Source organism: Luteipulveratus mongoliensis (assembly GCF_001190945.1).
Classification (GTDB): Bacteria; Actinomycetota; Actinomycetes; order Actinomycetales; family Dermatophilaceae; genus Luteipulveratus; species Luteipulveratus mongoliensis.
In genome coordinates, this window is record NZ_CP011112.1 from 2,620,049 (window position 1) to 2,643,645 (window position 23,597).

Below are 23,597 nucleotides of genomic sequence, written 5' to 3' on the forward strand. Positions count from 1 at the left end.
CGGTTCGAGTGCCTCCGCTGCCACCCGAGGAGCGTGACGAGCGACAGACGGCGCTGGTCGCAGCCGCAGGTGCCGAGCTCGGGGTCTACACGACGCTCGTCCGGAGCACTGATGTCTTTGCGGACCTGCTGCCGCTCGGTCAGCGGCTGCTGCAGAAGTCCACGCTGGAGGACTCGGTACGCGAGCTGCTCATCCTGCGCGTCGCCTGGCGGTGTCGTGCGCCGTACGTGTGGTCTCACCACGAGGTCATCGGCCGGTCGGCGGGACTGACCGACGATGACATCGCTGCGCTTGCCACCGACTCCACCGCGTCCCAGGACGCGACGCGGGCTTTGCTGCTGGACGCGGCCGATGACCTGGTGGCCGACCATCGGCTCAGTGACCGCACCTGGCAAGGCTTGTCCGATCCGTACGCGACCGAGCAGCTCATCGAGATCTGTCTGCTCGTCGGCCTGTACGCCATGCTCGCCGGGACACTGAACTCGCTCGGCGTCGCCCTCGAGGACGGGCAGCAGCCGCCGACCTGGGCCTAGGCGTGTCGCTGGTCCAGCAGCATCCTTCGATGACTGTCGAACTAGCCCGTACGATGGGCGGGTGCCAGCCATCGCGTCCGACAGTGCCTCGTCCCGCGAGGCGACAGGCCATCGAGCGGTCGGCACGATCCAGGACGTGCTGACGGCGTTGAGCGACCCAGTGCGTCTCGAGATGGTTCGCCGGCTGAGCGCGGCCGATGGTCAGCTGCCGTGCGCCGCGCTCTACGACGGCATCTCCAAGTCGACGGCGAGCCATCACTTCAAGGTCCTGCTCGAGGCCGGCGTCAGCGAACGGGTGGTCGAGCAGGGGCAGGCGTGTCAGCGCCTGCGGTCTGCCGCCGTCGAGAAACGCTTTCCCGGGTTGCTCGACTCGGTCATCTCGGCTGCCAATATCGACCGCATCTGAGGGCAATGATGATTTCGAACAGTGTTGTGCTGCAACGAGTAAACGATTGCCTGACGCTATTCTCTGCACAACGTGTGTAGCTGCCGACCAGAGAAGATCGGTAGCGAGGGGTAGGAGACGACCATCGCCAAGATCAAAGACGTGGCCGAGCTGGCAGGTGTGTCAGCTGCGACCGTCTCGCGGGTCCTGAACAACGTCCCGACCGTGGACGCAGATCTCGCGGAGCGCGTACGCGACGCCGCCAACGAGCTGGGCTATCGCGCCAATGGTGTCGCCCGGAGTCTGCGCCGACAGCGCACGGATGTCTGGGCGCTCATCATCAGCGATATCGGCAACCCGTTCTTCACCTCTGTGGCACGCGGTGTCGAGGACATCGCCCAGCGAGAGGGCTTCTCGGTCGTGCTGTGCAACACCGACGAGGACCCGGCCAAGGAAGCGCGTTACATCGACGTCGCCGAGCGGGAGCAGGTCGCGGGAGTTGTGATGTCTCCCAACGCTTTTGGCAGCGACATCTCTCGCCTGACCGCGGCCGGTATTCCCGTCGTGGCCATCGACCGTCCGCTGCGCGAGCCGGTCGACTCGGTCCTGGTGAGCTCGGCTGATGGGGCGCGGCTGGCCACGGAGCACCTGTTCGAGCAGGGCTGGACCCGTCCGGCCTGTGTCACCGGTCCGGCGCGCGCCGACACGGCCGAGCAGCGGCTCGCGGGCTACCGCGATGCGTTCGCCGCACTGCGTCGCCGACCTGCCAAGTCACTGGTCCGGCACACCGACTACCGCGCCGAGTCGGCGCGCGAGGCGGTGGCGTCACTGCTCGACTCGGCGAGCCCGCCGGACTCCTTCTTCCTAGCCAACTCCTCGCTCGCGCTGGGAGCGCTGCAAGAGTTCCGTCGTCGCGGGCTGCTGCCCGGCCGTGACGTGGGTCTGGTGTCCTTCGACGACCCGCCGTGGGCCGGTTTCGTCAACCCGCCGATGTCCGTCGTGGTGCAGCCGACCTACGAGATCGGCGTCCAGGCCGGCGAGCTGCTGCTCAAGCGGATCGGTCACCCGCTGGCCGGCAAGGACGCTCGCACGATCACGCTGTCGACCGAGCTGATCGTGCGTGACAGCTCCCTGCACAAGCCACGCCGGACCAGGGCCAAGGCCGCCCAAACTGCTTGATACGAGGGCTACTTCAGCCCTGAGGTCTTCATCGAGTCGACCAGCCAGCGCTGGCCGATCAGGAAGACCAGGATCGTCGGGATGACGGCGATGAGCGCCGCCGCGAGGACGTAGTTGTACGCCGTGGCGTACTGCCCCTGCAGACTGGCCATGCCGACCTGGATCACCGCGAGGTCCGGGTCGGACGTCGTCACCAGCGGCCACAGGAACGCGTTCCAGTTGGCCAGGAAGAACAGCACGGATAGCGACGCCAGGGCCGGCCGGGACAGCGGCAGGATCACGTGCCAGTACAGACCGGGATAGCCGCACCCGTCGAGCTCGGCGGCATCCTCCAGCTCCTTGGGCACATTGAGGTAGTACTGCCGTAGCAAGAAGATGCCGAACGCGTTGAAGATCGCCGGCACGATCAGTCCGGCATAGCTGTTGAGCATCCCGAGCTCGCGCACGATGAGGAACAGCGGCACCAGGATGACCGGCAGCGAGACCAGCATCGTCGACACGATCGCACCGAAGGCGAACCCGGAACCGCGAAAGCGCAGCCGTGCCAAGGCGTACGCCGCCATGGAGTGGAACAGCAGCGCCAGGACGGTGACGACCACCGACACGATCGCGCTGTTGAGCAGGTAGCGCTTGATGTCGATCTCGGTCAGGACGTAGCGGATGTTCTCCAGCGTCCAGTCCTTGGGCCAGCCGGAGGAGAACGTCTCGGCCGACGGCTTGAACGCGGTGAGCAGCAGCCACGCGATCGGGAAGAACACGATGAGGGCGATCACCCACGCGATGACTCCGCGCAGCGCCTTCTTGGCGCGCGGGCGGCGACGGCGTACGCCGGGCGCAGCGCTGCTGGCCGGCCGTGACTTCGTCGCCGAGGTCGTACGGACCGTGGTGTCAGCCGGCATGGAAACGTCCACCCTTCGTGAACCGGAACAACAGACCCGTCACCAGCATCAGGAAGGCGACGAGGATGACGGTGATCGCGGCCGCGTAGCCGTAGTGCCCGAAGGTGAAGGCCTGCTGGTAGACGTAGAAGACGACCGTTGACGTCCGGTTGTCCGGTCCGCCCTTGGTGAGGACGAAGACCAGGTCGAACGCCTGCAGGCCGGTGACCGACGCGACCAGCGAGGTGATCAGCACGAAGAAGCTGGTCGGCTGCAGCAGCGGCCAGATGACGTGCCGGAACCGCTGCCAGGGCGTCGCTCCGTCGATCTTCGCGGCGTCGAGGTACTCGGGGTTGATGTCCTTCAGCCCCGCCATGAACAGCAGCATCTGGTAGCCCATCGTGAACCAGACGCTGATGAGCACGTAGCTGATCAGCGCGTACTTCGGATCTCCCAGCCACGAGATGCCGTCGAGGCCGACCTTGTCCCCGGCCTTGGACAGCACACCCTGCTTGTCCACCAGCAAGAACTGCCACAGCAGGCCGACGACGACGAGGCTGACGGCGTTGGGCAGGAACAGCAGGGTTCGTACGATCGCCACGCCGGGGAAGTAGTCGCGCACCAGCAGGGCGAGCCCGAGGCCGGCCACGAACGACAGCGGGACGAACAGCACGACGTACTTCACGGTCACCCAGATGCTGCTCCACAGCATCGGGTCGCCGAACATCCGCTGGAAGTTGTCCAGGCCGATGAAGTCGTAGTGGCCGAAGCTGTCGACCTCGAACAGCGCGATACCGAGAGCGAGCACCATCGGGATCGCGACGAAGAGCAGGAGCCCGATCGCGTCCGGGGCCAGGAACAGCCAGCCGGCAAGGTTCTCCCGGCGTCGGCGTCGAGAGCCGAGGCCCTCGCGGGAGGGCGCGACGGGTGTCGCGTCCGATGAGGTGATGGTGGCCATGACGGGCCGACCTCCTTGTGGCTGGTCGCTAGAGGATGGTGGCGCCGTCGTACGTCTGCAGGAAGTTGTCGATCACATCGCTGGCCCGTCCGGCGGCGCTGCCGGTGGCCTTTCCACTGAGCTGGGTGCCCTGGATCGCGTCCGAGATCGCCTTGTAGACCTCGGGTGGATACCGCGGCTCGGAGCGCACGGTCGGGACGATGACATCGGCGAATGTCTTCAGAGGCCCGGAAGTGAAGGCGCCATGAGCCCGAGCCGAGGCTTGCACCGAGGCTCGCGTCGGCAGGTTGGTCTTGGCGACGGTGTTCCACTGGCGGCCCCGCTCGACACCCTCCGGGCTGGTCGACGCCAGCGCCCAGGTGATGAACCTTGCGGCGGCCTCAGGGTTGTCGCCGTAGGTGTTGGCGGCGAAGGCCCAGCCACCCCCGCACGTCTGCTCCTTGCCACCGGCCGGGGTCGGCAGCGGCATCACGCCGTAGCGGTACTTCGGCTTGAGGTTGCGCATGTCGGAGACCGCCCAGATGCCGCTCTGCTGCATGGCGCTGAAGCCCGCCGCGAGGTTGGAGGGCACGTCCCCGGCGCCACCGCCGAGCGCCTGCTTGGGTGCCAGGCCTCGGCGCTGGGTGTCGCTCCAGAGGGCGAGCGCGCGGCGTACGGCCTCGGAGTCGAACTCGCTGGCGGAGGCGTCGGCGGTGACGGGAGTGCCACCGGCCTGCCACATGAAGGGGTACCAGGTGAAGTTCTGGTAGTAGCCGGGGACCGTCTCGAACTGGACGCCGAAGCGCTGCTTGGTCGTGAGCTTCTCTGCGACGTCGAGCATCTGGTCCCAGGTGCGGGGGAGGTCCGCCTCGGACAGCTTGGCCTTCTCGAACGCTGCGATGTCGTAGTACAGCGCCAGCGGCTCGATCTCCATCGGCATCGCATAGACCTTGCCGCCCACCGTCCGAGTCTCCAGCGCACCCTTCACGAAGTCGGAGCGCACGCCCGGCTCGAGGTGCGGCGTCAGGTCCACGCACGCGCCGCCGTTGTAGTAGCGCAGGAAGTCACCAGGGCTGATCAGGAAGATGTCCGGACCCTCACCCGTGGAGAACGCGGTCTGCAGGACGTTGCCCCCGAGGTACTGGCTGCCGGGGATGAAGCGCAGCTTGATCCTGACGTCGTTGTTGCGATTCCACTCGGCGACCATCGACTCGAACCACTTGCTCTGCGGGCTGCCCGTGGGGTCCGGCGCATAGAAGTTCCAGAAGGAGAGCTCCTTGGTGTTCTTGCCGCCTCGGCTGCACCCGGTGAGGATCGGGGCGCCGGCCAGGCCGGCGACTGCGAGCCCCGTGCTCAGCCTGAGGAACTGACGTCGACCGACGGTCGAGCGTGTGACCCGAGGGGAGGGGTCAGCCGGTGTCTCTTCGCGCATCTCACGACCTTGGGGCATCGGCGAGCGCGGCACTGCGCCCGAGTAATCGATTTCTACGACCGTAGAGCCGCGCCTGTGGCCCGTCAAGGGATTCGCCGGAAGGCGCCGTTCCGAGCGTGCTGTCCACGCTTTCACGAATGTGTTGCGCGGGTGCGCACCCCCTGCGTACATTGCGAACCAACGGCCAGTAATCGATTCCCCGACGTGCGCGTGTACGCCGTCGCGGGGCCTGTGAGTGGCCGATCGACCTTGCAACGACGCACGGCGGAGGCAGCCATGTCGCAGTTCCCGATCCACGACCCCGACGACTCGACCCCTTCACTCGAACAGCGGGCAGGTGGTGAGCAGCCGCAGTCGTACGGCCGGCGTACGGTCCTGCAGATGGTGGGCGCAGCGGCGCTTGCCCCGGCGCTCGCCGCGTGCGGCGGCTCCGACGGAGGTGGCACGTCGGCATCCGGTCCGCTGTCCCTCGTCTACCTCGGTGACGCCACGCAGCAGAAGGCCTTCAACGAGCTCTTCGGGGCGTTCAACAAGAAGCACCCCGACATCAAGATCAACGCCCGGGGCATCGCCGCGAAGGACTGGGCCACGTTCGCCAACACGGTCTCGACGCAGATCGCCGGTGGCAAGACCCCCGACATCGTCAGCGTCGCGACCGAGGGCCAGAAGCTGTTCTCGTCCAAGGGTCTGCTCGCTCCGCTCGACCCCTTCATCGCGAAGGACAAGAAGCTCGTCGACGACTTCTACGCCGGCATCGACCCGCACCTCAAGGACTGGACCAAGAAGTACGGCTCGACGGACGGCAAGACCTACTTCATCCCCGGCGGCTACAACCCTGCGCTGATGTACTGCAACACCGAGGTCTTCGCCAAGGCGGGCGTCACGCTTCCGACCAAGGACTGGACGTGGGAGGAGTTCATGGCGGCGGGCAAGCAGATCAAGGCCAAGACCGGCGCGTTCCTGCTGCCCATCGGCTACGGCTTCCCGTTCGTCGACATCATGCCGTGGCTGCTGACCAACGGCGCCAGCACGCTGAACGCTGACTGGGACGAGCCGACGTTCAGCTCGCCGGAGGCGATCGAGGCGGCGACCTACGTCAAGAGCCTGCTCGATGCGGGACTCTCGCCCAAGCCGGGTGGCACGTTCGATGCGGCCGCACAGTTCGAGAAGGGCAAGGTGGCGACGCTCGGCGGCGGTCGCTGGCCGACGCTCGACATGCGGCGCCTCAAGGTGGTCGAGAAGACTCGAATCGTCAACTGGCCCACCAAGACTGGGCACGGCGCACCGATCGGCTGGGACGGCTGGCCGATCATGAAGGCGTCCAAGCAGAAGGACAAGGCCTGGACGTTCCTGAAGTGGATCATGTCCAAGGAGGCCTCCGAGTTCTACGCTCAGATCGGCGGCACCAACGTGCCGGCGCTGACCAGCGTCGCCACCAGCGCGACCTTCCTGAACAACGCGCCCAAGGGTTCCGAGCTGCTCGCTGAAGCCATCACCTACGGCACACCGATCCCGTCACCGGACCGAGGCGCCGAGATGCAGGCCGTCGTCACGGCCGGGTGGCAGGCGGCCATCACCGGCACCAAGCCCGTCAAGGACGCGCTCGAGCAGGCCAACACCAAGCTGGCCGGGTTGGTATGACAGCAGCGCTCAGCCGTCGTACGGCGGCCGCCGGGTCTTCCCGGAGGTCGCCGGCGACTCGGCAGCGCTGGGTGGCGTACGCGTTTCTCAGCCCGGCCGCGCTGCTGTTCCTGGTCTTCATCGCCGGACCGTTCATCGCGGCGATCGTGCTCAGCTTCTACAGCTGGGACATGCTGACGCCGGCGCGGTTCAACGGCGTCAGCAACTTCACCGAGATGTTCTCGGACTCGTTGCTCTACAAGGCGCTGGGCAACACGTTCATCTTTGCGTTCGCGTCCGTCATCACCCACATCGGCGGGGGGCTGCTGCTCGCGCTCGGCGTGAATCGCGTGATGAACCGGGCACTTTCGTACTTCGTGCGGACCACGTTGTTCTTCCCTTTCGTGATCTCGTGGGCGGCGGTCGCGCTGCTGTGGAAGTACGTCCTCGACCCGACGTTCGGGATCGTGACCTACTACCTCGGCGAGGTCGGCATCACGGCGCCGGACTGGTTCACCGATCCGACGTGGGCGCTCCCGTCGATCATTGCGATCGACTTCTGGCACACCATCGGATTCACCTTCGTCATCATGCTGGCCGGCCTGCAGACCGTGCCGAAGGACCTGGTCGAGGCGGCCCGTATCGACGGCGCCGGGCCGTGGCAGATCTTCTGGAACGTGACGGTGCCGCTGATGTCGCCGACGATCTTCTTCGCGGGCGTGGTGACCTTCATCGGTGCCTTCCAGATCTTCGATCCGGTGCAGATCATCACGCCCAACGGCGGACCGGACAACTCCACCATCACGATCGTGATGTACCTGTGGCAGAAGGGTTTTCAGGCCTTCCAGGTCGGCTACGCCTCCGCCGTCGCGCTCCTGGTGTTCGCGGTGATGATGGTCGCGACCCTGTTCCAGCTGTGGCTCAGCCGAAAGTGGGTGCACACGCAATGAGCGATCTCATCCCCAAGATCGATGCGCCCAAGCCGGCGGCCGTACGACGCCGGCGTCGCCCCACCGCCGGCTCGCTCCTGATCGATCTCGTGCTGCTGGTGATCGGCGTGGTGATGGTCGCGCCGCTGGTCTGGCTGGTGGTCCAGAGCTTCACGCAGGAGAGGTCCGCGTTCTCGATCCCGCCGGGCTGGGTGCCCAAACCCTTCACGACCGACAACTTCGAGGGGATCTCCGGACTCATCCCGTTCGGGCGGATGGCGCTCAACAGCCTGCAGGTCGCGGTGATCTCCACAGCAGGCTCCATGATCGTGAGCATCCTTGCGGCGTATGCGTTCTCGCGGTTGCAGTTCCGCGGGCGGGACTCGATCTTCGTGGTGATGCTGGCGGCTCTGATGGTGCCCGTGCAGATGACCGTCATCCCGGTGTTCATCCTGATGCGCCACCTGGGTCTGATCGACCACCTGGCGTCGCTGTGGCTGCCGGCGCTGATCAACGTCTTCGCGATCTTCTTCTTCCGGCAGTACTTCAACACGATCCCGCGTGACCTCGACGAGGCTGCGACGATCGACGGCGCGGGCCATCTCTGGATCCTGTTCAGACTGCTGGTGCCCCTGTCGGGTCCGGCGATCGCCGCGATGACGATCCTGGCGTTCGAGGCCTCGTGGAACAACTACTTCGGACCGCTGATCTTCTTGAGCAGCCCCGAGAACATGACGCTCCCCATCGGCCTGGTGACACTGCAGAACGGCCAGGGCGGCTCGTCGGTCATCGTGTTCGCGGCGATCACAGCCGTCGTGGTGCCGGTCCTCCTGCTGTTCCTGCTGTTCCAGCGCGCGTTCGTCGCGAGCATCGCCACCGCCGGGATCAGGGGGTGAGTGCCGTGACCACCGCACCGACTCCCGCGCAGACTCAGGTCATGAGTCGCACGTTGCGCGGCTGGTGGCCGCACCTGCCGACTCTGCTGTGCGCGAGCGTCGCGATCTGCCTGTCCGCAGGCCTGACGGTCGCGCTCGCGCCTGGTGTCACACCGGTCTCCGTGCTCCTGGCCGCTCTGCTCCTCGGGCCGTGGGCCGCTGGGCTGGTGGCGTGTGTCCACCAGATCGTGATCGAGGACGACACCTCCGTGCGCCAGTGGGTCCATTCCGTACGCCGGTTCGCCGTCTTCGGCGTGGTCGTCAGTACGCCTCCTGCCGTGGCAGCCGCACTGCTCGTGGTCGCGCTCCGCGCCTGGCACCTGAGCGGCAGCGTCGTCGCACTGGCTCCGGTGGCCGTCAGCGGGGCCGTGACCGTGCTGCTCCTGCTCGGTGGAGTGGCTGCCCTCCCGCTGGGCATCGCCCGGCCCCACCTGCGTGGCACGCGGCTGTGGTTGACGGCCTTCCACCTGGTGTCCCGCTGGCCGGTGCGGTTCGTGGCGGGTCCCGTGCTGGTCGTACTCGGCGTGTGGGCCTCGACCTCGTTGACCGCCTCCTTGCTCCTGCTCGTGCCCGCACCCGCAGCGCTCGTCCTGGGCGCCGCATTCTGGACGTCTGCGCTCGAGATGGGCGCGAATGACCTTGATATTCAAGAGAACTCGGAGTCTCCGAGCCAAACCACACCCGAGAGGATCACTCGTGCAGCTTGACCGTCAACCGATGGATCTGGCCCGACTTCGCGACGTCCAGACCCGCTCCATCTCGCCGGAGAACTTCGACGGCGCGAAGGGCGGCGGTGGTCGCGCCACCGAGGGCACCGGCAAGGACTGCGCGGTCGATCTCGGGCGTGGCTGGAAGGTCTCGCCCAGCGTCGACATCGCCGGGCACGCGACGTACGACATGGCCGCCATCGACGAGCCCGGCAAGATCACGCACATCTGGCTGACCACCCATCGCAACAACTGGCGCACGCTGGTGCTGCGGGCGTACTGGGACGGCTCGGACCAGCCGGCGATCGAGGTGCCGCTCGGCGACTTCTTCGCCAACGGGTGGGGTCGGTTCTCGCAGGTCACGTCCTCGATGGTCGCGGCCAACCCCAACGGCGGTTTCAACTCCTACTGGCCGATGCCCTTTCAGAAGGGTGCCCGCCTGACGATCGAGAACCTGTCGCCCGAGCAGGCCACGGTCTACTACCAGGTGACGTACGAGATCGGCGGCGACGTCGAGGGCTCGGGCTACCTGCACACGCAGTTCCGTCGCTCGAACCCATTGCCGGACAAGGAAACTCACCCGATCGTCACCGGCGTCGAGGGCAAGGGCCACTACGTCGGAACCTACATGGCGTGGGGCGTCAACAGCCCGGGCTGGTGGGGTGAGGGCGAGATCAAGTTCTATCTCGACGGCGACCGCGATCAGTCGGACGGCGCGTTCCCGACCATCTGTGGCACGGGCACCGAGGACTACTTCGGCGGCGCGTGGAACTTCGACGTGCCCGGTCAGGGCTACACCGAGTTCAGCACGCCCTACCTCGGTATGCCCCAGGTGATCCGTCCGGACGGGCTCTACCACTCGCAGCAGCGCTTCGGTATGTATCGCTGGCACGTGCTCGACCCGATCCACTTCCACCAGGACCTCACGGTCGACATCCAGGCGCTCGGCTGGCGTTCGCGGCACCGCTACCAGCTGCTGCACGACGACATCGCGTCGACCGCGTTCTTCTACCTCGACCGCACCACGGCCGCACGTCCTGACTTCCCGTCGGCGGACGATCTCGAGCTGGCCGGCGAACCGATGGAGCCGCTGACTTGAAAGACGCCCAGCCCTGGCCGGTCGTCTGGGAGCGCACCGGAAACGACCTGACGCGGATCGCGATGCCGGTGGGCGGTATCGGGACCGGGTGCATCAGCCTGGGCGGGCGTGGTCAGCTGATCGACTGGGAGCTGTTCAACCGACCGGCCAAGGGGCACAACCCGGACTCCTTCTTCGCGATCCACGTCAGCGGAGCCGGCGGGGCGCACACCCGAGCGCTGGAGGGCGCGCTGCTGCCGGCGGAGTACGACGGCCACCAGGGCAGTCCGTCACCGGGCCATGGGCTGCCGCGCTTCGAGAACGCGCGGTTCGCGTCGGCGTACCCGCTCGGGCAGGTGCAGCTGAGCGATCCCACGCTGCCGGTCACGGCGACCTTGCAGGTCTTCAACCCGTTGGTGCCAGGTGATGCCGACGCCAGCGGCCTGCCGGCCCTCGTCTACCGAGCGCGGGTGCACAACCCGACGCAAGAACAGCTGTCGGTGAGCATCTGCGGCAACCTGCAGCATGTGGGCGGCTACCGCCCTGGCAAGTCGCTGCCGGACGGCAACGTCTTCGAGGCGGTGGACGGAGGCGTCGGCTCGATGCTCGTCGGCCGGTCCACCCAGGTCGATCCGGACAGCGAGTCCTGGGGCACGCTCGCGATCGCGTCCACGGACGCCGCGAGCAGTACGCGTACGACATGGGCCCGGCGATCGTGGGGCGACTCACTGCTGGACTTCTGGGACGACTTCAGCGACGACGGCCAGGTCGAGGAGCCCGACGACGGAGCGCGAGTCCCGACCGCATCGCTGGTGGTCGCGCACGACATCCCGGCGGGGGAGTCCCGCGACTTCACCTTCGTGATCGCGTGGCACATCCCGAACCGCCGCGGCTGGTCGCACCAGTTCCAGGGCCCGCCCGACTACGGCTACAGCACCGACGTCGTCGGCAACCACTACGCGACGCGGTACGCCGACGCCGCGGCCGTCGTACGCGACCTCGTCGCTCGTCTGCCTGAGCTCGAGGACGCGACGCTGCGCTACGTCCGCACGCTCACCGAGTCCGACCTGCCGGGTGCTGTCGTGGACGCGGCCCTGTCCAACGTCGCCGTGCTGAAGTCGCCGACCTGCTTCCGGATCGAGGACGGCACGTTCCTCGCGTGGGAGGGCGGCAACCTCGACCACGGCAGCTGCCACGGCAGCTGCACGCACGTCTGGAACTACCAGTACGCCTTGGAGCAGCTGTTCCCGGATCTCGCCTGGACGATGCGTACAACCGAGCTGGTCGACGCGCTCGACGAGCGCGGGATGATGAGCTTTCGGATCGGTCTGCCGCTGAAGACGCAGGGCAACGCCTGGCGGGTCGGCGCCGCGGACGGGCAGATGGGAGCCCTGGTCCGACTGCATCGCACGTGGCTGCTGACCGGCGACGACGAGCGACTTCGCGAGCTGTGGGCGTCGGCTCGGCGGGCGATGGAGTTCGCGTGGATACCGCTTGGATGGGACGCCGACCAGGACGGCCTGATGGAGGGCTGCCAGCACAACACGATGGACGTCGAGTACTACGGGCCGAGCGGCGTCAACCAGTCCTGGTACCTCGGTGCGCTCGCAGCCTGTGTCGCGATGGCCGAGGCGCTCGGGGACACCGAGTTCGCTGGGACCTGCGCCGACGTGCTGCGCCGCGGTGCCGCCGCCACGGACGCCACGGTGTTCAACGGTGACTACTACCAGCAGGTGGTCATGCCTGCGGGATCCGAGGACCGCATCGCCGAGGGCCTGCGGATCCGCTACGCGGGCGACAACCCGGACGTGGGCTCGGACGACCTCGAGCGCCCCGACCTGCAGATCGGCTCCGGCTGCACCAGCGACCAGCTCGTCGGGCACACCATGGCGCAGCTGGGCGGGCTCGACACCGGACTGGACGCCGCGCACACCAGGTCGGCCCTGGACCAGGTGTGGGAGCACAACCGCCGCGAGGAGTTCCGGTCCCACTTCAACCACCTGCGCAGCTTTGCGCTCGGCGCCGACCGTGGCCTGCTCAACGGCACGTTCCCACGCGGCGACCGGCCCGAGCGTCCTTTCCCGTACTGCAACGAGGTCTGGACCGGGCTCGAGTACTCCGCTGCCGTCGGGCTTGCCCTGCAAGGCGACCGGGAGCGGGCCGAGACGGTCGTGCGCGACGTCCGCGGGCGCTACACCGGACGAACGCGCAACCCGTTCAACGAGGTCGAGTGCGGCAACCACTACGTCCGGTCCATGGCGTCGTTCGGGCTCGTGCACGGCTGGGCCGGTGCGGTGGTCGATCAGGTGACCGACACCATCACCGCCGATCCGGTGGTGGGTCGGTGGCCGGTTGTGGTCGGTGGCGAGTTCGGGCACGTCGTTGTTCGGCAGGGGGAGGGAGACCATGAAGCGACGTACGAACCGGTGTCGGGCGACGCGAGCTGGCGTGTCGTCGTACGCGAACGCCTGGCCGGCCAATCTGCCTGACTAGTAAGGGAATACACGATCTGAGGGGAGGCACGTCTTGACGGTGAAATCGATTACTGGCAATCTGGCGGCCATGCCATCCACCGCCGTCCTCGGGGTGGATATCGGCACGTCGAGCAGCAAGGGCGTGCTGGTCGGCATGGACGGGCGCGTGCTGCGGTCGGCTCAGCGCGAGCACCCGGTCCAGAGGCCGCGCGCCGGCTGGGTCGAGATGGACGGCGAGGTCTGGTGGGACGAGTTCGTCTCGATCGCACGTGAGCTCGTCGATGACGACGCGCCGCCAGTGGTCGCTGTGGGGGTCAGCGGCATGGGGCCCTGTGTCCTGCTCGCCGATGAGCACGATGTCCCGGTGCGGCCGGCGATCCTCTACGGCGTCGACACCCGTGCCGGCGCTCAGATCGAGCGGCTGGACCGCGAGCTCGGCAGCGCCGAGATCATGCGGCGGTGCGGCTCCGCGTTGTCGAGCCAGGCGGCCGGAGCCAAAGTCGCGTGGGTCGCTGAGACCGAGCCGGACGCGTACGCACGGGCGCGTCGTCTCTACATGCCCAGCTCGTGGCTCGCACGACACCTGACCGGTGCGTACGTGCTCGACCACCACTCGGCGAGCCAGTGCACTCCGCTGTACGACGTCGACGACCAGGCGTGGATCGAGCCTTGGTGGGACGATATCGCCGGCGACCTCGAGCAGCCCCCACTGCAGTGGGCCAACGACGTCGCCGGCCAGGTCACTGCCGACGCGGCGGCGAGCACGGGTCTGCCGCAGGGGATTCCCGTCATCACCGGCACGATCGACGCGTGGTCCGAGGCGCTCAGCGTCGGAGCGCATGGCGTCGGCGACCTCATGCTGATGTACGGCACCACGATGTTCCTGGTCAACACCGTTGCCGAGCGCGTCACGCAGGAGTCGCTGTGGGGCCCGGTCGGTGCGCTGGCCGGCACCCGGAGCCTCGCTGGAGGCATGGCCACGACGGGAGCAGTGACCGGTTGGCTGCGGGAGATCTTCGGCTCTCCGTCCTACCCGGACCTTCTGCGTGAGGCTCAGGACTCGGGTGCGGGTGCGAAGGGCTTGCTCATGCTGCCGTACTTCGCGGGGGAGCGGACGCCGATCATGGACCCGGACGCACGGGGTGTGATCGCCGGCCTCACCGTCTCCCACACGAGGGGCGACCTCTACCGAGCTGCGTTGGAGGCCACTGGGTTCGGCGTGCGCCACAACATCGAGACGATGGTCGAGGCCGGTGGGGACATCCGCCGGGTCGTCGCTGTCGGCGGTGGCACCCAGGGCGATCTGTGGCCGCAGGTGGTCTCCGACATCACTGGTCGCGAGCAGGTGATCCCGAGCCAGACGATCGGGGCGAGCTATGGCGCCGCCCTGCTCGCCGCACAGTCGGTCGGCGATGCAGACATCGCCACCTGGAACCCGCCCGTCGGTCGGTGTACGCCCAACCCGGCTCACGCTGAGACCTACGACCTGGCCTACCACCAGTACCGCGAGCTGTACGCCGGGTCCGCCTCCGTCGTACACGCACTGGCCGATGCGCAACGCACCGGCGATGACGCGAAAAACGTTGCGAATAAACAAGACTCGACCCACGAAGGAGCCACGTCATGACGACCTACACACTTCCGGAGCTGCGCGAGCCGGTGCAGTCCGAGCCAGGGGTCGTCTGGACCGTCGCGAGCGGCGACCTTCGCCCTGCGGCCAACGAGACCTGCTGGCCGGTGCAGCAGAAGCTGGAGTCCGACCTGCGTACGGCGGTCGAGCAGCTCGGCTGGAAGGTCCAGCGTGGTCACGAGCCCGACGAGGTCAAGAAGCACGGCTTCATCGACAGTCAGCGCGCCGGCATCGAGGTGTTCAAGAAGATCCCGAAGGACGTTCCGCTCGTCGTCGTCGAGGGCGTCTGGCAGTACTCCCACCACGTCCTCGCGGGCCTGCGCGACCACCAGGGACCGATTCTGCTGGTCGCCAACTGGGAGGGTGAGTTCCCAGGCCTGGTGGGCCTGCTCGGACTCTCGGGCAGTCTCACCAAGGCGGGTGTGAAGTACTCCTCGCTCTGGAGCAAGGACTTCACTGACCAGTGGGCGATCGACGGCTTGAAGACCTGGTTGGAGACCGGCGAGCTCGAGCACGACCTGAGCCACGTGCGGGACCTGCCTCAGCTGCCAGACAACGCAGAGACGCAGCTCGGTCGTGCGCTCGCGGGCCAGCTGCGGACCGAGAAGGCCATCGCCGGAGTGTTCGACGAGGGCTGCATGGGGATGTACAACGCGATCTTCGACGACGAGCTGATCAACCCGCTGGGCATCTACAAGGAGCGGCTCTCCCAGAGCGCACTTGTCGCGGAGATGAAGAAGGTGACCGACGAGGAGGCACAGGCCGTCCACCAGTGGCTGCTCGACGCCGGCATGACCTTCCATCTCGGTGAGGACGAGGCGACCGAGCTGACGCTGGCGCAGCTGATGAGCCAGTACCGCATGTACATCGCGGCCCTGCGCATCGCTGACGACTTCGGCCTCGACGCTGTCGGGATCCAGTACCAGCAGGGTCTCAAGGACACCGTGCCTGCGAGCGACCTCGCCGAGGGTCTGCTCAACAACGTCGAGCGCCCGCCCGTACTCAGCCGGGACGGCTCGCACGAGCTGTACGCCGGCGCTCCGCTGCCGCACTTCAACGAGGTCGACTGGGGCGTGGCTGTCGACGCCCTAACCACCAACCGCATCTGGACCGCGATGGGGCTGGACCCGGCGACGACGCTGCACGACATCCGGTGGGGCGAGGACTACGACGACCAGTTCGTCTGGGTCATGGAGATCTCCGGATCCGTGCCCGCCGCGCACAACGGCGGCTACGACAAGTCGTACTCCATGCGACAGCCCCCGATGTTCTTCCCGCTCGGCGGCGGCACCCTCAGCGGTGTCTCGAAGCCGGGCGAGATCGTCTGGTCCCGCGTCTTCATCATGGACGGCGTGCTGCACGTCGACCTCGGGCGCGGCTCGGCCATCGAGCTGCCGGCCGAGGAGACGCAGCGTCGTCTCGATGCGACCAATCCGCAGTGGCCGATCATGCACGCGGTGCTGCACGGCGTGGGGCGCGACCAGCTGATGGCGCGGCACAAGGCCAACCACCTCAGCGTCGTCTACGCGCCCGATGCGGCGACGGCAGACAAGGCGATCACGGCGAAGGCGGCGTTCTTCGCAGAGCTAGGACTTCAGGTCCACCTCTGCGGCGAGGTCAAGATCTAGCTAGTGTCGGTGGGAGGCCGACAAGGAGTCCCGAATGTCTCATCGCGACAACGCCGTTCAGCGAATGACCGATCTCGCCAAGCAGCTCGAGGCGACTCTCACGCCCGAGCAGGAGGGGCGCATTCGCACGAGTCTCGATGACCCTCAGCTGCGCGAGTGGCGCTACTTGCCGGGTGACCGGCCCGGCGTACCACTGGCCGATCTGACTGCGGAGCAGGAGGCGATCGCGCTCGACCTCGTGGCGGCATCGGAGTCCCCGGACGGAGCCGATCTCGCGCTCGGAGCGATCGAGGTCGAGCGCGTCCGCCGGACGATTGTCGGGGGAGTCGAGCCACCGGCGGGCTCGGATCGCTACTGGCTCAGGCTGATCGGGCGCCCGGGGCAGGAGCCGTGGGGCTGGCGGATCAACGGGCACCACCTGGCGGTGCACGTCTTCGTCGCCGGCGGAGAGTGCACGGTGACTCCGCACTTCATCGGCTCAGAGCCGGCCGTCCTCCCGGATGACAGCCGGTGGCCAGGTCGCCGGATGCTCGGCCCGGAGGAGGACATGGCGCGCGACCTGCTGGACGCGTTCGAGCCGGACCGCCGCGCTCACGCCGTTGCAGGCGACCGGGCGCCGGACGACATCCTCACGGGCAACGACCCGGTCGCCGAGCCGTCGGTCCTGCCCGCCGGTCTCGCCCGCGGTGACATGACCACTGACCAGCAGGCGCAGCTCGATGCGCTCGTGCACCGCTACTTCCGTCGCGCGCCGCAGGCCCGGGCGAGCGCGGCGTGGAGTGCAGCCGTGGACGCCGATCTGGATCGCATCACGTTCGCCTGGGCCGGTGCGGTCGAGCCCGGCGTGGGTCGCTACTACTGCCTGCGCGGCCCGACGTTCCTGATCGAGTACGACAACACGCAGGACGATGCCAACCACGCCCACTCGGTGTGGCGCGACGCGGCGTTCGACTGGGGCGAGGACCTCCTCCGTCAGCATCGCGCCACCGACCACTGATGTCGTCGGGCTACCTGTGGAGTGACTCCGCGCGGCATCTCGACAGGTCGAAGAACGGTGTCGTGTCGATGGTCGCGACCGGACAGCTGCTCTGCACCCAGGCGTAGATGAGGTACGCCTGCGAGCGCGGAGACTTCAGTCCGACGGCCGCGGGACCGGGTGATGTGTAGAGCCACCTCACCCGTCCGTCAGAAGCCATCTCTTGGAACTGACGCACCGTGGGGTACGGATCCAGACCGGAGTAGCCACCGATCGGTAGTACCGCGCGGTCCGTGCCGAGCTGGAAGAGCGCCGCGCGCGTGGCACCGATGATCGCGACGGGCCACCGGGCGGGGCTTGCCTCAACCGCCCGTCGAAGTGGCGGGCTGACCACTGCTGCTTCGACAGGCCCATGGAATCCATGACCTGGGCGTGGCCACATGGGGGCACGGCGGTTGAAGCCGCCATCCATGGGAGGCCCGGCGACGGGGATGGGGCCTTGGGTCGGGCGCTTGATCGTGTATGCCGTGAAGGCCGCCGGACCCGCGCTGAGGGCTACCAACGCGAGCACCATGGCGATGACCCCCGAAGTCCGAGCGCGGTCGTACGCATGTCGAGCAAGGGCCAGGACGGCCGCGACGGCACACGCCACCACGACGTACTTCAGCTGGGGATGAAAGGAGTGCACTCGCCGAAGCAGGGCAACCGACCACGCGGCTCCGACCAGCACCGCGAGCGCTCCACCGGCCAGCACCGCACGCCGACGATGATTTCGCCACACGATGCCGGCGCCGACACCGAACAACCCGGCAACCGCGGGCGCGAGCGCGACCGTGTAGTACGCGTGCACGATTCCTTTCATCATCGAGAACGTCCCGCCGACCACGACGAGCCAACCACCCCAGGCGAGGAGCTGCGCGCGGAGCAGATCCGTGCGCGGGCGTCGCGACGTGAGGGCGAGACCGAGCAGCCCGAGAACGATCGCGCTGGGGATCAGCCAGGAGATCTGCGAGGCGATCTCGCCTGACATCAAGCGGGTCGGACCGTTGTCCGGTCGGACGGCGCCGACCTCGGCATCGCCGGCCAGCCAGGACGGGATCTCTTCACCGGTCAGTCGGCCGAGTCCGTTGTAGCCGAGAGCCAGACTGACGATGGAGTTGTCCAAGGTGCTGCTGACGAACGGACGGTGGCGCGACGGCGTGAGCTCGACCAGGAGGAGGTACCACCCAGACGCCGCAACCATGGCCGCGCCAGCCGCAGCCAGATGCACGAAGCGCTGTCGGAGGGCGAGCGGACTCACCAGGAGGTATAGACCGGCCAGAATCGGAGCGAGCATCACGCCCTGCAGCATCTTGGCGAGAAACGCAGTCCCCGTCAGTGCTCCCGCGAAGATCAACCATCGCGCCTGCTCACGCTCGATAGCGCGCAGCGTTGCCCAGATCGAGGCCGTCATCAGCAGGGTCAGCAGTGCGTCTGGATTGTTGAACCGAAACATCTCAGCCGCAACGGGTGTGATCGCGAGAGTGAGCCCCGCCGCTACGCCACCGACGATGCCGACGCCGCGCGTGACAATGGCGAAGACGAGCAGGACGCACGCGGCGCCCATGACCGCCTGCGGCATGAACATCGCGAAAGAGTTCTCTCCGAAGACCCGGACAGACAGCCCGTCGATCCACAGGGCCGCCGGGATCTTGTCGACGGAGATTGCGCTGTGCGGGTCGCTGCTCCCGAACAACCACGCGCGCCAGCTCTGGCTTCCCGCCTGTGCGGCGCCGCTGTAGAACGCGTTGCCCCATCTATTGGCCGAGAGGTTGTAGAAGTTGATCGAAACGCTGAGCAGCAAAAGAAATGACACTGCAGCCGCATAGCGCTGTCGAGCGTTTGATGGCTCGCCAAATGTACCCAGCACCGTTGACACCCCTGTCAATTCCGCCCAAGAGCGGACCACTGCTGGCGCGCGTCAAAGTGCGCCGACCCCCGTCGGCCCCCGTGCCCCAGACACCATCACTGCCTTTGCGTGGTGTGTTGTTCAACGTACCTCTGGAATGCGGATCAGTCTTTTACGGGCGTGTTCCAGGGATCGAAATCGCTCGTGTGTCGGATCTGTAGCCGGATCCGTCGAGCGTCAGATTTGTTGATATTCCGGGGCTGCTGAGAATTCGTGCCGGCGGCAATTTCCGGTTGCGGAAACTTCGGTCGCGATGCCCTCAGGGCAGCTCGTCGGGGCCGTAGTCCTGGTGCTGGCGTGCGCGTGACCGGATGAGCACCGGGAGGCCCCACCAGAAGCCGGCAAAGACGAGAGCCGCGCCGATGCCCGCGATGATGCCGGCCGGGGACCCGAGCACGACATCGAAGATCAGGGCGGCGACGGCAATCATGGCGAGTGCGAGAGTTGCCAGGCCGGCCTTGGCCAGCACGTTGGATGCCTCGACGAGGTCATCCCGCACCCTTCGGCGGAACATCACCCGATGCATGCTGACCGGCGCGACGATGAGCGCGGTGGTGAGGAGCGCCAGGACGAAAGCGCTGAGATAGAGCGTGCGTTCGCCGTCGTCCATGCTCGCGAAGCGCTGCTGGAACGGCAGGATCAGCAAGAACCCGGTCAAGATCTGCACGCCGGTCTGCGCGACGCGCAGCTCCTGCAGCAGCTCTCCCCAGTGGCGGTCCAGGCGTTCGGCGGGAGACTCGTCGCGACCGTCCTCGTCCGTCATGAGTCGTCCGCCTCTGCGCTCAGGTAGGCCAGGGCGGCCGCATCCTCGGTGACGAACCGCTCGACCTCTGGTCCGTCGCACCGGCACAGGGACACGGTGGCGGTGCCAGAGCCCTGCTCGATCACCCGCCACTGCCCGCCGAAGTCGGTCCAGCGGCGTAGCCGGGCGACATCCGTTGACTCCGGCGACGGTGTGCTCATCCGACCATCATGCCGCTTCAGCGCGGTCGGCCCCTGGACGCTCAGCGACCTTCTGCCACGGGCAGCCCGGCCTCCCGCCACGCACGGAAGCCGCCGATCACGTCGGTCGCCCCGGGCAGACCGACACGCTGCAACGACTCCGCCGCGAGCGATGAGGCGTAGCCCTCCTGGCACAGCACCAGGATCCGCGCGTCCTGGCTCGCCTCCGGGATGCGCGCCTCACTCCACGGATCGAGGCGCCACTCGAGCACGTTGCGCTCGATGTAGAGGACAGGCACGTCGACCTCACCCTCCTCCTGTCGCTGGGCGACCGGGCGGATGTCGATGAGCAGCGCACCATCAGTGAGCTGGTTGTACGCCTCGCGCACCGTCACGCGGTCCAGCTCGGTGCGCGAGTCCTCCAGGACGGCGTCGATGCCCCGGGTGTCGTGGACCTCGGCGGTCACCACTGCGCGCCCTCGTCCACCTCGGTGACCGTGAGCCGGTCGTCGACGAGCGCGTACCGGGTCATCGTGTCCAGGCTGGGGGAGTACGCGTGGACGGACAGGGCGGGGACCTGCCCGACGTTGCGGACGTCGTGGATGTGCTGGCCGGAGAAGACGCGGAGGTCTCCCGAACCGAGGCTTCGGGTGTGGTCGCCGTCTGCCCAGAAGTGCTCCTCGAGTCCGCCACGGACCACCCGGAACGCGCCCACGGCACCGCCGTGGTCGTGCCATCCGGTGCTGGTGCCAGGTGGCCAGGAGATGGCCCAGACCTGCATCTGAGAGGTCTGGGCGACCTGGTGCCACTGGCGCTCGGTGGCGTTGAGGTCGACCAGGTCGAGCAGTGCCGGGTCCTCGGCAAACAGTCGAAGGGTCAGCAGAAGGTGGGAGCGGGTGACGTTGGCGTCGGTGCTGTCCGTGCCGTCGGTGCGTTCGGTACGACGAGTGGTGGCGGTGGTCATGACGTCTCCTGGGTGTGTGCAGGGTGCCTATGCGGCGCCGTGGGCGGATGAGGTCTGGCGCAGGGTCTTGGTGAACACGTGCCGGCCGATGGCCTCGGGTGCTGCGTCGAGGTCGAAGCCGGGGGAGTAGCCGGCGGCGAGATACAGGGCGCGCGCCTCCGGCTGGCGTGGCCCGGTGGACAGGAAGATCCGCGTGTATCCGAGATCGCTTGCCGCGAGCTCGAGCTCGTCGATCACCCGTCGGCCGAAGCCTTGCCGCCGTACCTCACTTGTCGTCCAAACCCGTTTGATCTCAGCGGTACTCGCGTCCAGACGTCGGATCGCGCCACCGGCGAGAGTGCGTCCGCTCCTGACCAGCACGACGAAGGTGCCGTGCGGCTGGACGAAGTCGGTCGGCGGGACCTCGGTGAGGGTGGTGTTGGCGGTGTCCCGGGCGTACCTCGTGGCGTACTCGACTCGCAGGTCGGCGAGCAGCTCGGCGAGCTCGGGAGCGTCGTACGACACGCGGCGCGCCACGATCGGCGCGGGATCCTGAGCCTTGGTCCCACCGGTGGACCGCTGCTCGCCGGTCACGTGGGCGAGAAGGCGTTCGACGTCGTTGCGCAGCGACGTGGCCGCGGCGCTCGCCAGCACGAATCCGCCGTCGTTGAAAGGCAAGATCTGTTGGGCGGCAACAGGATTCGCGGTCAAGATGACCGACCGTCGCTCGGATGATGCTTGGAGTCGCCTGGCTGTCTCAGCGATGTCCTTGTCGTGTCCTCCGACGATGAGCACGGCACGAGCGTGGCTGCTCCGGAGCGCGTCGACCGCGTTGACCATCAACGAACGGGCGAGTGCGGCGACGATGAGACCGTCCGAGATGTCGACGTCCGAGACGTCGGCGTGCGCGGCGCGGACGCGGTGTCCCAGTGCCTGGAGCCGCCGTGTGATGTAGGTGAGCTGGGCCGTCGACGGGTGGGTCGCCGCGGCCGGTCCCAGGGTGGTGAAGGTGCTCATGCCGAGATCACCCCTGAGCCTTCGGCAGGCCAGGTGGGTTGATCTGTGAGGTCTTGACGGCCTCGCTGTTCAGCTGCCAGCGCTGCAGGACCTTGCCGTAGCTCCCGTCGGCGATGGCCGAGTTGAGAGCAGCTGCAAGTGGTTTCGCCAAGCCTGACCCCTTCTTGCTGAGTGCTGCGATGAGTCCCTGCACGTGGTTGCCGCCACCCGAGAACGTGCCGACGACCTCGGTCTTTCCTGACGTCGCGACGTGATAGCGCGCCGACGGACTCGGACCGAAGTAGGCATCGATGCGACGCGAGCTCAGTGCGAGGTAGTAGTCCGAGGAGTTCTGGTAGTACACGATCTTGGCCGGCTTGAGGCCGGCCTTGATGTTCGCGCTGTTCCAGTCGACGAGGATCTTCTCCTGGTTGGTGCCGCTCGCCACCGCGATCGTCTTGCCTGCAATGTCCTTGCCACTGCTGACTTTCCAGCCCTCGCCCTTGCGCGCCTCGAACGAGACGTCGTCCTTACGGTAGGTGGCGAAGTCGTACTTCTCCTTGCGCTCCTCGGTCACGGTGACGTTGGAGAGCACGGCGTCGTAGCGTCCGGAGTCGACCCCGAGGAACAGGTTCTCGAATCCGGTGTGCTCGAGGTCGAGGCGAAGGCCGAGCTTGCCCGCGACGAGGTAGGCGAGGTCGACCTCGACGCCGATCGGTGTCTTGTTGTCATCGGCGGTGAAGGCCAGGGGAGGGCTGCCGGACGCTCCGGCAGTGTCGGCGATGGTGATGGCGCCCTTGCGGCGGACAGGATCGGGCAGCAGGGCAGCGGCCGTGGCGTCCTTGGTCACCGCAACCCGCTTCTGCTGGGCGCTGACATTGATCGCAGGCTGCGCCCGGTCCTGCGGCGCGGCGCTCGACGGATCGCTGCACCCGGCCACGGCCGTGGTGGCCAGGAGGGCCGCAGCCGCCGGGAAGGCAGAGGCATACTTCGAAGAGGGCATGGTGAATGTCCTTGAGTGTCAGCGGAGTTCGCGCGTTGAATGCGTGACGGGTGAGCCCGTCAGTCAGCAGAGATGACCTGGGCGCGTGGCTCGAGGCGACGCGTACGGTGAGCGGTCAGTGACAACACTGCGCGGAGGACACGCGCAGCAGGTCGACGTGACGCCGACGGTGCAGGCGTCGCCGCGGCATGCGGCCTCGTCCTTCCGTCATCGCGATCTCCCCTGGTCATTGGACCCGAGGGTCCGCGCTTGCGAGGTGCCGGGCGGCACTCACCTGGTCGTCACCCGGAGCACCCCACCGCGGAGGAGGGTTGCTGTCCAGCAAGCCGGGGCTGTGCGCTGGAGCTCAAGACCTTGCGCGTGACGCTACGACCCACGCGGGTGCCCGGCAACCCCATGCGGACCACGTCTCATAACGTAAGATAGTTTATAGAGTTATCAGAC

Annotated in this window: 23 protein-coding genes and 1 riboswitch; of the genes, 12 read left to right on the top strand and 11 right to left on the bottom strand. The window is 67.4% G+C overall.

Annotated features, from left to right (window positions below):
* Positions 1–8 precede the first annotated feature (8 nt).
* From VV02_RS12535 to VV02_RS12545, 3 genes are all read left to right on the top strand, one after another.
* The gene (locus tag VV02_RS12535) at positions 9–533 is read left to right on the top strand and encodes a carboxymuconolactone decarboxylase family protein (RefSeq protein ID WP_052591856.1); all 525 of its coding nucleotides are present in this window, start codon (positions 9–11) and stop codon (positions 531–533) included.
* Between the two features lie 61 nt (positions 534–594).
* Complete coding sequence (locus VV02_RS12540) at positions 595–939, top strand: ArsR/SmtB family transcription factor (RefSeq protein WP_245633065.1); 345 nt, start codon at positions 595–597, stop codon at positions 937–939.
* A gap of 141 nt (positions 940–1,080) precedes the next feature.
* Entirely contained in the window at positions 1,081–2,097 is a 1,017-nt protein-coding gene (locus tag VV02_RS12545) for a LacI family DNA-binding transcriptional regulator (RefSeq protein WP_218917407.1), read from the top strand.
* A gap of 8 nt (positions 2,098–2,105) precedes the next feature.
* Here the strand turns inward: VV02_RS12545 and VV02_RS12550 are convergent, their stop codons facing one another.
* Genes VV02_RS12550 through VV02_RS12560 form a run of 3 tightly spaced genes read right to left on the bottom strand, consistent with a single transcriptional unit; the run spans position 2,106 to position 5,344 of the window.
* A complete protein-coding gene (locus VV02_RS12550; RefSeq protein WP_083450124.1) occupies positions 2,106–2,996 on the bottom strand; it encodes a carbohydrate ABC transporter permease in 891 nt (296 codons plus the stop codon).
* Positions 2,986–3,933 (bottom strand): carbohydrate ABC transporter permease, encoded by a 948-nt coding sequence (locus VV02_RS12555; RefSeq protein WP_157063392.1) that lies wholly within the window; start codon positions 3,931–3,933, stop codon positions 2,986–2,988. Before VV02_RS12555 ends, VV02_RS12550 begins: the two co-directional genes overlap by 11 nt.
* A 28-nt stretch (positions 3,934–3,961) precedes the next feature.
* Entirely contained in the window at positions 3,962–5,344 is a 1,383-nt protein-coding gene (locus tag VV02_RS12560) for an ABC transporter substrate-binding protein (protein ID WP_052591858.1), read from the bottom strand.
* A gap of 276 nt (positions 5,345–5,620) precedes the next feature.
* Between VV02_RS12560 and VV02_RS12565 the strand changes: the two genes are divergently transcribed.
* From VV02_RS12565 to VV02_RS12605, 9 genes are all read left to right on the top strand, one after another.
* Complete coding sequence (locus VV02_RS12565) at positions 5,621–6,985, top strand: ABC transporter substrate-binding protein (RefSeq protein WP_218917408.1); 1,365 nt, start codon at positions 5,621–5,623, stop codon at positions 6,983–6,985.
* Positions 6,982–7,914, top strand: a complete 933-nt coding sequence (locus VV02_RS12570; protein WP_052591860.1) for a carbohydrate ABC transporter permease — start codon at positions 6,982–6,984, stop codon at positions 7,912–7,914. Before VV02_RS12565 ends, VV02_RS12570 begins: the two co-directional genes overlap by 4 nt.
* The gene (locus tag VV02_RS12575; protein WP_052591863.1) at positions 7,911–8,789 is read left to right on the top strand and encodes a carbohydrate ABC transporter permease; all 879 of its coding nucleotides are present in this window, start codon (positions 7,911–7,913) and stop codon (positions 8,787–8,789) included. Before VV02_RS12570 ends, VV02_RS12575 begins: the two co-directional genes overlap by 4 nt.
* A gap of 41 nt (positions 8,790–8,830) precedes the next feature.
* A complete protein-coding gene (locus VV02_RS12580; RefSeq protein WP_157063393.1) occupies positions 8,831–9,535 on the top strand; it encodes a hypothetical protein in 705 nt (234 codons plus the stop codon).
* Between the two features lie 10 nt (positions 9,536–9,545).
* Positions 9,546–10,634, top strand: a complete 1,089-nt coding sequence (locus VV02_RS12585) for a glycoside hydrolase family 172 protein (RefSeq protein WP_052591867.1) — start codon at positions 9,546–9,548, stop codon at positions 10,632–10,634.
* Positions 10,631–13,102, top strand: coding sequence for a GH116 family glycosyl-hydrolase (locus tag VV02_RS12590; RefSeq protein ID WP_083450125.1), 2,472 nt, complete (start codon positions 10,631–10,633; stop codon positions 13,100–13,102). The genes VV02_RS12585 and VV02_RS12590 overlap by 4 nt, the downstream gene beginning before the upstream one ends.
* A 73-nt stretch (positions 13,103–13,175) precedes the next feature.
* Positions 13,176–14,714 carry an FGGY-family carbohydrate kinase gene (locus VV02_RS12595; protein ID WP_052591869.1) on the top strand — a complete coding sequence of 513 codons (1,539 nt, stop codon included), beginning with the start codon at positions 13,176–13,178 and terminating at the stop codon, positions 14,712–14,714.
* On the top strand, positions 14,711–16,345 hold the full coding sequence (locus tag VV02_RS12600; RefSeq protein WP_052591874.1) for a fucose isomerase: 1,635 nt from the start codon (positions 14,711–14,713) through the stop codon (positions 16,343–16,345). The genes VV02_RS12595 and VV02_RS12600 overlap by 4 nt, the downstream gene beginning before the upstream one ends.
* Before the next feature lie 34 nt (positions 16,346–16,379).
* Complete coding sequence (locus tag VV02_RS12605) at positions 16,380–17,342, top strand: DUF3500 domain-containing protein (protein WP_052591877.1); 963 nt, start codon at positions 16,380–16,382, stop codon at positions 17,340–17,342.
* Between the two features lie 10 nt (positions 17,343–17,352).
* Here the strand turns inward: VV02_RS12605 and VV02_RS12610 are convergent, their stop codons facing one another.
* The 8 genes from VV02_RS12610 to VV02_RS27450 all read right to left on the bottom strand — a co-directional run bounded on the left by VV02_RS12610 (position 17,353) and on the right by VV02_RS27450 (position 23,364).
* Entirely contained in the window at positions 17,353–19,164 is a 1,812-nt protein-coding gene (locus VV02_RS12610) for a glycosyltransferase family 39 protein (RefSeq protein ID WP_052591879.1), read from the bottom strand.
* A 364-nt stretch (positions 19,165–19,528) separates the two neighbouring features.
* A complete protein-coding gene (locus VV02_RS12615) occupies positions 19,529–20,032 on the bottom strand; it encodes a DUF6328 family protein (RefSeq protein ID WP_052591881.1) in 504 nt (167 codons plus the stop codon).
* On the bottom strand, positions 20,029–20,232 hold the full coding sequence (locus tag VV02_RS12620) for a hypothetical protein (RefSeq protein WP_052591886.1): 204 nt from the start codon (positions 20,230–20,232) through the stop codon (positions 20,029–20,031). The genes VV02_RS12615 and VV02_RS12620 overlap by 4 nt, the downstream gene beginning before the upstream one ends.
* Positions 20,233–20,273: 41 nt before the next feature.
* A complete protein-coding gene (locus VV02_RS12625) occupies positions 20,274–20,678 on the bottom strand; it encodes a rhodanese-like domain-containing protein (RefSeq protein WP_218917409.1) in 405 nt (134 codons plus the stop codon).
* A complete protein-coding gene (locus VV02_RS12630) occupies positions 20,675–21,175 on the bottom strand; it encodes a cysteine dioxygenase (protein ID WP_052591889.1) in 501 nt (166 codons plus the stop codon). Before VV02_RS12630 ends, VV02_RS12625 begins: the two co-directional genes overlap by 4 nt.
* 27 nt (positions 21,176–21,202) lie before the next feature.
* Entirely contained in the window at positions 21,203–22,171 is a 969-nt protein-coding gene (locus VV02_RS26025; protein ID WP_245633066.1) for a GNAT family N-acetyltransferase, read from the bottom strand.
* Positions 22,172–22,178: 7 nt separating this feature from the next.
* On the bottom strand, positions 22,179–23,153 hold the full coding sequence (locus VV02_RS12640) for an ABC transporter substrate-binding protein (RefSeq protein WP_052591892.1): 975 nt from the start codon (positions 23,151–23,153) through the stop codon (positions 22,179–22,181).
* Between the two features lie 115 nt (positions 23,154–23,268).
* Positions 23,269–23,364 carry a putative leader peptide gene (locus VV02_RS27450; RefSeq protein WP_425412269.1) on the bottom strand — a complete coding sequence of 32 codons (96 nt, stop codon included), beginning with the start codon at positions 23,362–23,364 and terminating at the stop codon, positions 23,269–23,271.
* Positions 23,365–23,393: 29 nt separating this feature from the next.
* Positions 23,394–23,507, bottom strand: a riboswitch (SAM riboswitch).
* Between the last annotated feature and the right edge of the window lie 90 nt (positions 23,508–23,597).